The sequence below is a fragment of the Pseudomonas sp. AA-38 genome (assembly GCF_029457475.1).
Classification (GTDB): domain Bacteria; phylum Pseudomonadota; class Gammaproteobacteria; order Pseudomonadales; family Pseudomonadaceae; genus Aquipseudomonas.
Map to the genome: position 1 here is coordinate 4,138,905 of NZ_CP120359.1, position 12,236 is coordinate 4,151,140.

At 61.0% G+C, this 12,236-nt stretch carries 17 protein-coding genes; 5 read left to right on the forward strand and 12 right to left on the reverse strand.

Annotated features, from left to right (window positions below; all coding sequences use genetic code 11):
* Positions 1-3: 3 nt before the first annotated feature.
* The 3 genes from rimM to ffh form a co-directional block, all read right to left on the reverse strand.
* Positions 4-540, reverse strand: a complete 537-nt coding sequence (gene rimM / locus PVE35_RS19085; RefSeq protein ID WP_268178700.1) for a ribosome maturation factor RimM — start codon at positions 538-540, stop codon at positions 4-6.
* 8 nt (positions 541-548) lie between these two features.
* Positions 549-800, reverse strand: coding sequence for a 30S ribosomal protein S16 (rpsP, locus tag PVE35_RS19090; RefSeq protein ID WP_009403592.1), 252 nt, complete (start codon positions 798-800; stop codon positions 549-551).
* Positions 801-1,251: 451 nt separating this feature from the next.
* The gene (ffh, locus tag PVE35_RS19095) at positions 1,252-2,631 is read right to left on the reverse strand and encodes a signal recognition particle protein (protein WP_268178702.1); all 1,380 of its coding nucleotides are present in this window, start codon (positions 2,629-2,631) and stop codon (positions 1,252-1,254) included.
* A 160-nt stretch (positions 2,632-2,791) separates the two neighbouring features.
* Here ffh and ccsA point away from each other — a divergent pair, with 160 nt between their 5' ends.
* Together ccsA and PVE35_RS19105 are read left to right on the forward strand one after the other, a co-directional pair.
* Positions 2,792-3,592 carry a cytochrome c biogenesis protein CcsA gene (gene ccsA, locus PVE35_RS19100; protein ID WP_268178704.1) on the forward strand — a complete coding sequence of 267 codons (801 nt, stop codon included), beginning with the start codon at positions 2,792-2,794 and terminating at the stop codon, positions 3,590-3,592.
* Between the two features lie 10 nt (positions 3,593-3,602).
* Entirely contained in the window at positions 3,603-4,889 is a 1,287-nt protein-coding gene (locus tag PVE35_RS19105) for an HlyC/CorC family transporter (RefSeq protein WP_268178705.1), read from the forward strand.
* On the opposite strand, the gene PVE35_RS19110 is transcribed toward PVE35_RS19105, so the two are convergent.
* From PVE35_RS19110 to PVE35_RS19130, 5 genes are read right to left on the reverse strand one after another with little or no spacing between them, the layout of a single operon-like run.
* Positions 4,861-5,595 carry an SGNH/GDSL hydrolase family protein gene (locus PVE35_RS19110; RefSeq protein WP_277372691.1) on the reverse strand — a complete coding sequence of 245 codons (735 nt, stop codon included), beginning with the start codon at positions 5,593-5,595 and terminating at the stop codon, positions 4,861-4,863. The two genes, PVE35_RS19105 and PVE35_RS19110, sit on opposite strands and share 29 nt — an antisense overlap.
* Positions 5,592-6,773, reverse strand: coding sequence for a formate-dependent phosphoribosylglycinamide formyltransferase (purT, locus tag PVE35_RS19115; protein ID WP_268178707.1), 1,182 nt, complete (start codon positions 6,771-6,773; stop codon positions 5,592-5,594). The genes PVE35_RS19110 and purT overlap by 4 nt, the downstream gene beginning before the upstream one ends.
* Positions 6,774-6,794: 21 nt before the next feature.
* Complete coding sequence (locus tag PVE35_RS19120; protein ID WP_268178708.1) at positions 6,795-6,989, reverse strand: DUF1289 domain-containing protein; 195 nt, start codon at positions 6,987-6,989, stop codon at positions 6,795-6,797.
* Complete coding sequence (locus PVE35_RS19125; RefSeq protein WP_268178709.1) at positions 6,982-7,506, reverse strand: gamma carbonic anhydrase family protein; 525 nt, start codon at positions 7,504-7,506, stop codon at positions 6,982-6,984. The genes PVE35_RS19120 and PVE35_RS19125 overlap by 8 nt, the downstream gene beginning before the upstream one ends.
* A gap of 12 nt (positions 7,507-7,518) precedes the next feature.
* A complete protein-coding gene (locus tag PVE35_RS19130; RefSeq protein ID WP_277374909.1) occupies positions 7,519-8,124 on the reverse strand; it encodes a CoA pyrophosphatase in 606 nt (201 codons plus the stop codon).
* A gap of 148 nt (positions 8,125-8,272) precedes the next feature.
* Between PVE35_RS19130 and PVE35_RS19135 the strand changes: the two genes are divergently transcribed.
* Both PVE35_RS19135 and PVE35_RS19140 read left to right on the forward strand, forming a co-directional pair.
* Positions 8,273-8,827 (forward strand): NUDIX hydrolase, encoded by a 555-nt coding sequence (locus tag PVE35_RS19135; RefSeq protein ID WP_268178710.1) that lies wholly within the window; start codon positions 8,273-8,275, stop codon positions 8,825-8,827.
* 18 nt (positions 8,828-8,845) lie between these two features.
* Positions 8,846-9,349, forward strand: a complete 504-nt coding sequence (locus PVE35_RS19140) for a L,D-transpeptidase family protein (protein ID WP_268178711.1) — start codon at positions 8,846-8,848, stop codon at positions 9,347-9,349.
* A 60-nt stretch (positions 9,350-9,409) separates the two neighbouring features.
* On the opposite strand, the gene PVE35_RS19145 is transcribed toward PVE35_RS19140, so the two are convergent.
* The 3 genes from PVE35_RS19145 to PVE35_RS19155 all read right to left on the reverse strand — a co-directional run bounded on the left by PVE35_RS19145 (position 9,410) and on the right by PVE35_RS19155 (position 10,870).
* Entirely contained in the window at positions 9,410-9,727 is a 318-nt protein-coding gene (locus PVE35_RS19145; protein ID WP_268178712.1) for a YqfO family protein, read from the reverse strand.
* Positions 9,728-9,868: 141 nt separating this feature from the next.
* The gene (locus PVE35_RS19150) at positions 9,869-10,183 is read right to left on the reverse strand and encodes a CDGSH iron-sulfur domain-containing protein (RefSeq protein WP_346772058.1); all 315 of its coding nucleotides are present in this window, start codon (positions 10,181-10,183) and stop codon (positions 9,869-9,871) included.
* A gap of 210 nt (positions 10,184-10,393) precedes the next feature.
* Positions 10,394-10,870: a hypothetical protein gene (locus tag PVE35_RS19155; RefSeq protein WP_277372693.1), complete on the reverse strand. Its 477-nt coding sequence runs from the start codon at positions 10,868-10,870 to the stop codon at positions 10,394-10,396.
* A gap of 223 nt (positions 10,871-11,093) precedes the next feature.
* Here PVE35_RS19155 and PVE35_RS19160 point away from each other — a divergent pair, with 223 nt between their 5' ends.
* Complete coding sequence (locus PVE35_RS19160) at positions 11,094-11,831, forward strand: GNAT family N-acetyltransferase (protein WP_277372694.1); 738 nt, start codon at positions 11,094-11,096, stop codon at positions 11,829-11,831.
* 22 nt (positions 11,832-11,853) lie between these two features.
* Here PVE35_RS19160 and PVE35_RS19165 read toward each other — a convergent pair whose 3' ends face one another.
* Entirely contained in the window at positions 11,854-12,219 is a 366-nt protein-coding gene (locus tag PVE35_RS19165) for a hypothetical protein (RefSeq protein ID WP_277372695.1), read from the reverse strand.
* Between the last annotated feature and the right edge of the window lie 17 nt (positions 12,220-12,236).

Sequence of the window (12,236 nt, forward strand, 5' to 3'; positions counted from 1 at the left end):
GCCTTAGAAATCCGCATCCCAGTCGACCCGCATCTCGCCGGCTGCCAGATCCACCACCAGCACGCATTGCTCCGTATAGGGCAACAGGCGCTCGCGATCATCCAGGCTGCCCGCGCAGGGCTTGACCACCATCACATCATTGGCACCAGTCTCGAACAGATGGTCGACCACACCGAGCAACTGCCCTGCCTGATCGATGACCTTCAATCCTTGCAACTGGTACCAGTAGAACTCGCCATCATCCAGGTCTGGCAGCTCGCTGCGAGGCACGCAGATCTCGAAGTCGGCGTAGGTACGCGCGATTTCGCGATCATCCAGACCCTTCAATTTGGCCACCAGCACCTTGCCTTGCAGGCGGCCGCTGGCCAGTTCCACGTGTTTCACCTCGCCTGTACGCCTGAGCGTCCAGCGCGGGTAATCGAGCACGTTATCGATGGGATCGGTAAAGGAATAGACCTTCACTTCACCCCTGACGCCGTGCACCGAAACAATCTTGCCGAGAACCACCAGATCCTCGGCTACGGCCGGCGTCGTACTCATGAGCGTGCTTAGGCAGCAGCCTTGGCAGCTTCCTTGAGCAGCTGAGCAACGCGCTCAGACGGCTGGGCACCCTGGCTCAGCCAGTAGGTAGCGCGCTCTTGATTGACGGACAGCTTGACTTCGGCACCCGAGGCGATCGGGTTGAAGAAACCGATACGCTCCACGAAGCGACCGTCGCGCGCATTGCGGCTGTTGGTCACGGTCAGGTGGTAGAAGGGGCGCTTTTTGGAGCCGCCACGAGCGAGACGAATAGTTACCATGAGAACATCGTTCCTGTTGTCGGTGCTAACTTGAGGCACACATCAAAAATGGGCCTAGGCCCGAAAGGCCGCATATTCTATGAGCAAAAGCGGCAAGCTTCAAGCCACAAGCTACAAGTAAAAGCAGATTTCCAGACTGCGGCTCTTTCTTGCGGCTTGCAGCTCGTCGCTTGCGGCTGCTTTCCTAGGGCCTGTTGACGTTTCGCTCGTGGCCGCGACGGAGCCAGTTTTTGCGTGGAGCTAGGCGCGAGACGCGAAGTTTGGTCGCCCAAATGAGCCGTCGAGCAACAACGCACCACGCAAAAACTGGCCCGTCCCTTCGGGTTGCGCGGCAAATTGCGCCATGCGTCGTTGCGGGATTAGGCAAGGGAACGACCATTACCTGCATCCCGCGCCTAGCCTGGCGCAATTTGGCGCAGCAACGCGGCTCACGTCGAAACGTCAACAGGCCCTAGAACTTCGGCATCCCACCGCCGCCGGGCAGCATACCGCCCATGCCGCGCATCATCTTGGCCATGCCACCTTTGGCGGTGAATTTCTTCATCATCTTCTGCATCTGCTTGTGCTGCTTGATCAAGCGCCCGATGTCCTGCACCTGGGTGCCGGAGCCCATCGCGATACGACGCTTGCGCGAGCCGCTGATGATGTCCGGGTCGCGACGCTCGGCCGGAGTCATGGAGTTGATGATCGCCTCCATCTGCTTGAACTGCTTCTCGGCCGCGCCCTGGGCGTTGCCCATCTGCGAGAGGTTGACGCCACCGATGGACGGCAGCTTGTCCATCAGGCCGCCGAGGCCACCCATATTCTTCATCTGTTGCAGTTGGTCGCGGAAGTCTTCGAGGTCGAAGCCCTTGCCCTTCTTCAGCTTTTTGGTGAGCTTCTCCGCCTTTTCGCGATCGAGGGTCTGCTCGGCCTGCTCGATCAGACTGAGCACGTCGCCCATGCCGAGGATGCGCGACGCGATGCGATCCGGGTGGAAGGGCTCGAGCGCATCGCTCTTCTCGCCCATACCGATGAACTTGATCGGCTTGCCGGTGATATGCCGTACCGACAGCGCCGCACCGCCACGGGCGTCGCCGTCGACCTTGGTCAGCACCACGCCGGTCAGCGGCAGCGCCTCGCCGAATGCCTTGGCCGTGTTGGCGGCATCCTGGCCAGTCATGGCGTCGACCACGAACAGGGTCTCGACCGGCTTGACCGCCGCGTGCAACGCCTGAATCTCGGCCATCATCTCGGCATCCACGGCCAGACGACCGGCGGTATCGAGGATGACCACATCGATGAACTTCAGCTTGGCTTCGCGGATCGCCGCATTGGCGATGTCCACCGGCTTCTGGCTGGCATCGGAGGGGAAGAAGGTAACACCCAGGTCGCCGGCCAGGGTTTCCAGTTGCTTGATCGCCGCCGGGCGATAGACGTCGGCAGAGACCAGCAGCACCGACTTCTTCTTGCGCTCCTTGAGGAACTTGGCCAGTTTGCCGGCGGTGGTGGTCTTGCCCGCACCCTGCAGGCCGGCCATCAGCACCACGGCAGGCGGCGCGGCGTTGAGTGCCAGATCCTCGTTGGCCGCGCCCATCAGCTCTTCCAGCTCGGCGCGCACGATCTTCACGAAGGCCTGGCCCGGGGTCAGGCTCTTGGACACCTCGGTGCCAACGGCGCGCTCCTTGACCTTGCCGACGAAGTCCTTGACCACTGGCAAGGCCACGTCGGCCTCGAGCAAGGCCATGCGCACTTCGCGCAGGGTGTCCTTGATGTTGTCTTCGGTCAGCTTGGCCTTGCCGGTGACGCTACGCAGCGTCTGGGAAAGGCGGTCGGTGAGATTCTCGAACATGCACGTTCCTTACGAATGGGGTGCGACCCGGCAACCCGGGGGTGCGACAGGCGGCCGATTATAGCCAAGTCGCCGCCTCATCGACACCGCCGGCGGTCTTTCGTGCAGGCAGGCATCTGTGCCACACTCAGCGCTTTTCGGGCTCGCCCTACACGGATTTATGCACCCTCTGTTGCCCAGCCTCGCCGCCGCCCTCCTCTATGCCGGCGCCACCGCCTATCAAGGTCTGCGCCTGACCCAGCGCAGCGTCGCCGACAAACGCCTGCTGGCGCTGCTCGGCGTGCTCGCCCTGTGCTTCCACGGGGTCAGCCTGTTCTACCAGTTATTTGACGTGCACGGCCTGAACCTGGACTTCTTCAACGCCGCCAGCCTCATCGCCTGGGCGGTGATCGCCCTGATTCTCTTGGCCTGTCTGCGCATTCCGGTGGAAAACCTGCTGCTGTTGCTCTTCCCCCTGGGCACCCTGACGGTGCTGGCGGCAGAGTTCATGCCCAGCGGCACGATCGATCCGATCGACGAGCACCCCGGCATCCTTGCCCATATCCTGCTGTCGATCCTGGCCTACGGCATGCTCACCATCGCCGTTTTCCAGTCAATCCTGTTGCTGCTGCAAGACCATCAGCTCAAGCACAAGCACCCCTCCGGGCTGATCAAGAACTTCCCACCGCTGCAGACCATGGAGAGCCTGCTATTCGGCTTCCTTTTCGCCGGCTGGCTGCTGCTGTCGCTGTCGCTGCTCTCCGGGGCCCTGTACATCGATGATCTGTTCGCCCAGCACCTGGCGCACAAGACCATCCTTTCCTGTTTCGCCTGGGTGGTATTCGCCGTGCTCCTGTGGGGGCGTCATCAACTGGGTTGGCGTGGGCACAAGGCCATCCGCTGGACGCTGGCCGGCTTCTGCCTGCTGATGCTGGCCTATTTCGGCAGCAAGCTGGTGCGCGAATTCATCCTGCACATCTGAGAAAGCCGTCATGGACGCCCCCCATTCGAGCCACCTGATCGGCCTGCTGATCTTCCTGATCCTCTGCTCGGCCTTCTTCTCCAGCTCCGAGACCGGCATGCTCAGCATCAACCGTTATCGGCTCAAGCACCTGAGCAAGGAAGGGCACAAGGGCGCCAAGCGCGTTGCGCGCCTGCTAGAACACCCCGATCGCATGCTCGGCACCATTCTGGTGGGCAACAACGTGGTCAACATCCTCGCCGCCTCCATCGCCACGGTACTGGCGGTGGAAATCTGGGGCGAAGCGGGTATCGCCATCGCCACGGCCGGCCTCACCATCATCGTGCTGATCTTCGGTGAAATCACCCCCAAGACCCTGGCCGCGCTGCGCCCGGAAATGGTGGCCTTCCCCGCCAGCCGCGTGCTCAGCCTGCTGCAGAGCCTGCTCTATCCGGTGGTGTGGCTGACCAGCGCCATCAGCAACCTGCTGCTGCGCCTGGTTGGGGTCGATCCGTCGCAGCGCGCCAGCGATAGCCTGTCCACCGAGGAGCTGCGCAGCGTGGTGCGCGAGTCCGGCCCGCAGATGTCAGCCAATCGCCAGAGCATGCTGCTGAGCATTCTCGACCTGGAACGGGTCACCGTGGATGACATCATGATCCCGCGCAACGAGGTGGCCGGCATCGACCTCGAGGACGATCTGGAAAGCATCATCGAGCAGCTACGCACCACCCATCACACCCGTCTTCCGGTGTATCGCAGCGACATCAACCAGATCGAGGGCGTGGTGCACATGCGCCAGATCGCCCGCCTGCTCAGCCATGACCAGTTGAGCAAGGAATCCCTGCTGGCAGCCTGCAACGAGCCTTACTTCATCCCCGAAAACACCCCGCTGGCGACCCAACTGATCAACTTCCAGAAGGAAAAACGCCGCATCGGCATCGTCGTCGACGAATATGGCGAAGTCATCGGCATCGTCACCCTGGAAGACATCCTCGAAGAAATCGTTGGCGACTTCAGCAATCAGGACAGCCTGCGCAGCCCCGACATCCACCCGCAGGACGACGGCACCCAGGTAATCGATGGCGCCGCCTACATCCGCGAGGTGAACAAGGCGCTCGGCTGGCACCTGCCCAGCGACGGCCCCAAGACCCTCAACGGCCTGATCACCGAGGCCCTGGAGAGCATTCCCGACAGCGCCGTGTGCCTGAAGATCGGCCCCTACCGCCTGGAAATCCTCCAGGCAGCGGAAAATCGGGTGAAGAGCGTGCGCGTCTGGCAGGCGGAAAAGCTCAGGCCGCAGACGCCAGCAGCGGACTGACACGCAGCGCCAGCCCCTCGCCCCAGCACTGATAGCCCAGCGCCGAAGGATGGTAGCCATCCTCGGCCAGGTAGCGCGCCTCGAACGGCAGATCCAGGGCGCAATGCAGCGCTCCCAAATCCCGCGCCACCCGCTGCAGCTCCTGATCGAGCATGCGCGCCCGCCAGCCCATCAGTTGCTGCAACAACCAGGGCAAGGCGCTGAAGTGCTGCAGCGGCGGCACTGCACTGAACGCCACGCGGCAGCCCTGCCCGCCCAACGCACGGGCCATCCCGGCCAGCGCTTGCATCCAGACTTTGCTCGGCGTGAGGTGAGTGGTGTCGTTGACGCCGAATACCAGCAGCGCCAGATCGGCCGGCTCGCTCAGCGCCTGCGGCAACAGACGCTCATGAGCCTGAGCCGCGGTGATGCCGTTCTCGCCGCAGGCGCGCCAGCGCACGGGGCGCCCCAGGTGCTCGGCGAGGGCTGCCGCCAGGCAGGCGGCCAGGGACTGCTCGAAGTGTGTGACGCCGACACCCGCCACGGTCGATTCACCGACCAGCAGCAGGCGCAAGGGCTCACCCGGCAGATGCGCGGCAGCGACGCCATTCGGCTCGCCCTGCGCAACCGGCAGGCGCAACGCCGTGCGCCGGGTGTGCAAGGCCAGAGGCAGCGCCAAGGGCAGCAGCGGCACCGCCGCCAGCCACCACAGCGCCTGCCGACTCACAACTGGACGCGAACCGCCTGAGCGCTGCGCAGCGCTTTCGCGCGCGCGGCTTCGATGGACTCGTCACGCGCCAGCGCCACGCCCATGCGCCGCTGGCCCTTAACCTCAGGCTTGCCGAACAGACGCAAGGCAGTATCCGGCTCACACAGGGCCTCGCCGAGATTGGCGAAGCTGGCCTGCTGCGAGTTGCCTTCGACCAGAATCACCGCCGAAGCCGACGGGCCCATCTGGCGGATCGCCGGAATCGGCAGGCCGAGAATGGCGCGGGCATGCAGGGCGAATTCGGACAGATCCTGGGAGATCAGCGTCACCAGGCCGGTATCGTGCGGGCGCGGCGATACCTCGCTGAACCACACCTGATCGCCCTTGACGAACAGCTCGACGCCGAACAGGCCACGGCCGCCCAGCGCTTCGGTCACCGCCAGGGCAACGCGTTCGGACTCGGCCAGCGCCTTCGCGCTCATCGGCTGCGGCTGCCAGGACTCCTGATAGTCGCCATTCTCCTGGCGGTGGCCGATCGGTGCGCAGAAGCTGGTGCCACCGGCGTGACGCACGGTGAGCAGGGTGATTTCATAGTCGAAGTCGATGAAACCCTCGACTATCACCCGGCCCTTGCCGGCACGCCCACCTTCCTGAGCATAGTCCCAGGACTTCTGCAGGTCGGCGTCGCTTTTCAGCACGCTCTGGCCCTTGCCGGAGGAGCTCATGATCGGTTTCACCACGCAGGGATAGCCGACGGACTTCACTGCCGCCACGTAGTCCTCGAAGTTGTCGGAAAAGTGGTAGGGCGAAGTGGGCAGGCCTAGCTCCTCGGCTGCCAAACGGCGGATGCCCTCACGATTCATGGTCAACTGCGCAGCACGCGCGGTCGGCACCACGTTGAAACCTTCGGCCTCCAGCTCGACGAGGGTGGCAGTGGCGATGGCCTCGATCTCCGGAACGATGTAGTGCGGTTGCTCCTGCTCGATCACCGCACGCAGAGCCGCACCGTCGAGCATGTCGATGACGTGACTGCGATGAGCCACCTGCATGGCCGGCGCATTGGCGTAGCGATCCACGCCGATGACTTCGCAGCCCAGACGCTGCAGCTCGATCACCACTTCCTTGCCAAGCTCACCGCAGCCACACAGCAGTACACGGGTTGCGGAAGAAGACAGGGGGGTTCCAATACGGGGCATGAGTGTTCCTCGAACAGTGAATCAGGAAGTCATTAAGAGGCCGGAAGCACGCGCGCGCTCCAGGCAGTGTTGCAGCACCACGCGGCGCTCGACGTTGTCCATGCGGCCCCAGCGAGTGATTTCATCCGCCGTGCGCTGGCAGCCGATGCAGATATCCTGCTCGTCCAGGGCACAGACCTGCACGCAGGGCGAACGCACGGGTTTCTCGTCACTCATCGTCCAGTACCAGGTCGCGGGCAAAGCGCTGCGCATTATGAACGTAATGGGCGGCGCTGGCCTCCAGCATCTTCTTCTGCTGCTCGGTCAGCTCGCGCACCACCTTGCCGGGGCTGCCCATCACCAGACTGCCATCGGGAATCACCTTGCCCTCGGGAATCAGGCTGTTGGCGCCGATGATGCAGTACTTGCCGATCTTCACGCCGTTGAGAATCACCGCATTGATGCCGATGAGGCTGTAATCGTCCACCGTACAGCCATGCATCATGACGTTGTGGCCGACGGTGACGCCCTTGCCCAGGGTCAGCGGAAAACCCATGTCGGTATGCATGACGCTGCCGTCCTGCACATTGCTGTTCTCGCCAATATGGATCAACTCGTTGTCACCACGCAGCACGGCGCCGAACCAGACGCTGGCACCGGCCTCCAGACGCACCTTGCCGATCAGGTCGGCGCTCGGTGCTATCCAGCTCTCGGGGTGAGCCTCGACACGAGAGTTTCCCAGGCGATATTTCATGAGCGTCAGTCCTCAGCGCAGATGGATGAAATGTTCAGGCGACTGGTGCAGGGAAATCTGTGCGTCGTCGAAAAGCAGGTTGACCAGCTCCACCACCATGATCGCGGTCAGGCCCCAGATGCGGTACTCGTCGTAGGTATAGGACGGCACGTACCAACTCTGCCCGAGATAATCGATGCGATGGGTGACCTCGCGCGGGTCGCTGCGGAAGAACTCCAGTGGCACGGAAAACACCGCGGCGATCTCGGCGTCGTTGGCCTTGTACTCGACGTAGTCGGGCACCAGCCCGACATAGGGCGTGACCCGTATACCATGGCGCGAAACCAGTGGGCTGAGCGGCCCGAGCACTTCCACCAGGCCGGGTGGCAGACCGATCTCCTCCTCGCTTTCGCGCAGCGCGGTATGGATCAGGTCGACGTCCTCGGGATCTCGCCGGCCACCGGGGAACGCCACTTCGCCACCGTGGGTAGACAGGCCACTGGCGCGTAGCGTCAGCACCAGCTCGGGTTCATCACTGCGAGTGATCGGAACCAGCACCGCCGCCTCGGGGAAGCTGCGCTCGGTCTCCAGAAGGCGCGGGCTGTAGCCGCGCAGGCGATGGAGCAACTCGTCCAGCATGGGCATACTCGGAATCTTGTTTTGCCAGGCATCATGGCATGAAAGCAGCCAACCACCCAACCCCGACGACAGGACGATTCAGCCCCGATGGCGGCCTTGCCGGCCACCACGCAGGCCGCCAAGATAGCGCCAGGAAAGAGGACAGCGCATGAAATTCTGCAGCCAGTGCGGCAACCCCGTCACCCATATGATCCCGCCCGGCGATAACCGTCTGCGCCATGTCTGCGGCCACTGCAGCACCGTGCACTACGAGAACCCACGCATCGTCGCCGGCTGCCTGCCGGTATGGGGCGAGCAGGTGCTGCTGTGCCGCCGCGCCATCGAACCCCGTCGCGGCTACTGGACGCTGCCGGCCGGCTTCATGGAAAACGGCGAGACCATCGAGCAGGCCGCCGCCCGCGAAACCCTGGAAGAAGCCTGCGCACGGGTGCGCGCCCTCAACCTCTACACCCTGTTCGATCTGCCACATATCAGCCAGGTGTACATGCTGTTCCGTGCCGAACTGGTGGATCTGGACTTCGCCGCCGGCGAAGAAAGCCTGGAAGTGCGCCTGTTCGACGAAAACGAGATCCCCTGGTCAGAGCTGGCTTTCCCCACCATAGGCCGTACCTTAGAATGCTTCTTCGCCGACCGGCGACAGAACGTCTTTCCGGTGCGCAACGAGCCGCTGGCGCCGCTGCGTGCCCACTCCACACCCCGTTGACCTTTGCGGATACCTTCGATGCGTTGGCTGCTCACCCTGTTTTGCCTGACCCTCAGCCTCAACACCCTGGCCAGCAGCCCCGTCGTCGACGGCAGCCGCACGGTGGACAAGGTGCTGGTGATGAAATCCGAGCGCAAGCTCTACCTGCAGCAACGCGGCGAGACCATCAAGAGCTATCGCATCTCCCTGGGCAAGCAGCCCAGTGGCGCCAAGCAACGCGAAGGCGACCTGCGCACCCCGGAAGGCTTCTACTGGATCGACTGGCGCAAGCCCAGCGACAAGTACCAACTATCGCTGCACATCTCCTACCCCAACGCCCGCGACCTGGCCAAAGCCAAGCAAGCCGGCGTGCCTCCAGGCAGCATGATCATGATTCACGGCACGCCACTGGACGAGGAATATCCGGAATGGTTCTTCCACACCCTGGACTGGACCGAAGGCTGCATCGCCATGAAGAACGACGACATACGCGAGGTGTGGAGCCTGGTCAGGGATGGCACGCTGATCGAGATAAGGCCCTGAGATCAAAGGCCGGTAGGAGCAGAGACGGCATCGCGCTGCTGCCGCCTCTTGGGGATCGACTCAGAACTGCAGGTCGGACAGGCGCCAGACATCGAAGGCAGGCGTCTCGTACGGGTGACTCTTCTTCAGGGCCTTGACCGCATCGTGGATCAGCTCGTCGGCGACGACCATTTCCACCTTCCACTCCGCGACCTCCTCGATTCTGCCAACCTGGCCGATGAATGGCTGACTGCCCTCCAGCGCACGGAACTGACCTCGCCCCAGAACCTGCCAGCAGCAGTGGTCATAATCACCGACACGCCCACCACCGGCGGCAAATACCGCTTTTTTCACCGGATCCAGATGGGCTTCCGGTACGTAGAAACACAGTTTGTACATCAGGCTCTCCGCAAACCACAGGCACTCTTTGACGCCAAGATGATGGCATTTTGCCTCACCCTAATACAGAGACCGCCTTCTAAAAATGACTGACGCGTTGCCGCATTCTGTTTTTTTCGACCGCAACCTGGCCTGGCCTGTTCACTCGCCGCGGAGAAATCGCCGCCACTTACCGCGCCAACCAGGCGCCGGAGGGCTATGGCTGCCGTCGCAATAAGGCAGGTCGGCGGAGCGGCCGCAGCGACATAACAGCAGGCGCTGCTCGCGCTCAGGTCGCAGGATCAGGGACTGGCAGCAATCGGGTGTGCAGTCCGGCAGCTCGGGAGAATGACCGCAGCGGCACAGGCAATGAGTTTCACCGGGTTTGACCAGGCGGACTTCGGGGAGGATGGGGCGAGCGTCTTCGGCCATGGCAGCGTAGCCCGGATGAAATCCGGGGAGTGTGGCAGGGATCATTCCCGGATTGCATCCGGGCTACGTGCTGTAAACGCGTCTGAGAGGCTTCTAGAGGCGCGCAGATATTTGGCTTGAATATCCGCCGTTCCAGCTTAATGGCCCGGAAAGAGCGCTGTTTTTCTAGCAGGCGGGAAATGGGGGATTATTTTCCGCACAGCCCAGCGTTTATGAGGGGGGGGGCAGTGGGCCTTGTGCGGAGAATGATTTGCCTCAATCAGCAGGGATAAGTCTCTCTCGAATCAAGTATTTTTCTACATGTACAGCCATCCGAAGGATACAGTTTCGATAGTAGAAGAGAATCCCTAGAAACGCTTGGAATACGAAATAGCTGAAAACACCCGAACCTATGATTCTATCGAACTCATCTCTTTTCCCCACATTCTCATGGACTACCCCACCGTAAAATACCACATCGAATAATTCGCGATTTGTAGTTCTCCGGTTATCATGTATCCGTACAAGACATGGTTCATCCAGCCTCTGAGAAAGTATTGCTCTAGCTTCTCGAACCTCATTCCTCAGATCATGGTGTTCTTCCGCCCACTTTTCGGCTATGTCTCCAACAAGTTTCATTGAATAACCGTCGGTGTTTTGAACCATCTGCCTCAGGTTTAAGCAAAACGATTCGAAAGCCTCCTGATTTAATCCGTCGTGAGCAAGCCACTCCCCCTTAAAGATTCTTTCCATATCGGATGCACCCCGCCTTGTTTGCATCCACCCCCAAAACGTGCTGTTGACCAAACGTTCAGCCCGCTTCACAAACCGCTGAAGATTGTCTAAATCTTTTGAGTCTATATCACCCATAGTGCACCCCACGAGTTTGACTTAGACAGTCTCCCAGATTCCCGCCCGCACTGGTAGCATCCGGCCATCGCATGTAGCACTTAGCGTTTTCTGGAGGTCGGCACGAATGGAATTTGTAGCAGAAGCCACAGAGCAGCACCTTGCCCAGTTTACTGAGTGGCTGAAGGCCGAGTGGATTGCAACAGAGCATCAAGGTGTCAGCAGGGGCTTCTACTGCAATCTGAACATTATCCAGAAAGCCTACGCAGAAGGTCGCCTGTCTTGCCTGATTGCGGATGGCGAGTGTATTGGCTTCGTCTCTTACAATGACTGGAGCGCTGTAGTCCGACTGGATACCGTCGAGGTACACCCCGGACATAGGGGAAAAGGCGCTGGCCGCCTGCTAGTCGAAGAGTTCATCAACCACCAATTATCCAAAGGAAGCGTGGCTGCTGAGGTTGAGTGCGTGCCATGGGAGTCTCATTATTTCTGGCGAAAACTCGGCTTCTTGGACATTCCCGAGGGAGTCGACACCAACCACTACTTCTACGAAAGGCTGAAGCTCTACCGCCCCCTTCACCCACAACCTGCCGCAGTACAGTTCGGGGAGCACTGCTTTGAATTGTGGGACAAGCCAGCATGGGAAGCTGACGACTCTCCTGCACGCTGGGAGTGGGCTGTATCATCAGAGGACGGAAGGATTCATCCCCCCCTGATTTACCCGTGCAACAGAGAATGGAAATTCAGATGGTGCACGGCGGGTGTAGTTCGGTTTGAGGGAGCAGTCAAGCGACTGAAATACAATAACCTCACGTATGACGACGAATACCTCACACTGACCCACTTCCCCGGCAGTCAGTTCTGAACCAATCGCTACACGACTTTGATTAGAAATTACCAGCCTCGTGCTTTTCCACTCCTGGGGGATCAGACACAACGGCCAATATCTCTTGCGTCTCCGGGTGTTGTAAGCACGGGTTCCCATAGAAATCCGTGCTCGGGGTACGCTCGTAACCCTTACCCAGCAGGTCATCGATGATGTTTTTTACCTCAGCCGACGAAATCATGTAATCGAGTTTGTAGCTCCCTGCGCTTCCTTCCATCACGGCGCTCTTGATCTCTCCTGCGTCTTTGTTCCACGAGCTTTTTCGAATCTCTCCAAGTTCGAAAATCGCAAGCTCAAGAAGCCTGTCTAGGTGGTCGTCACTCTCAGCGTGTAGCTCAAGCTTTACAACTCTTTGCTGGTGTCCCATGGCATTCCCCGTTAATC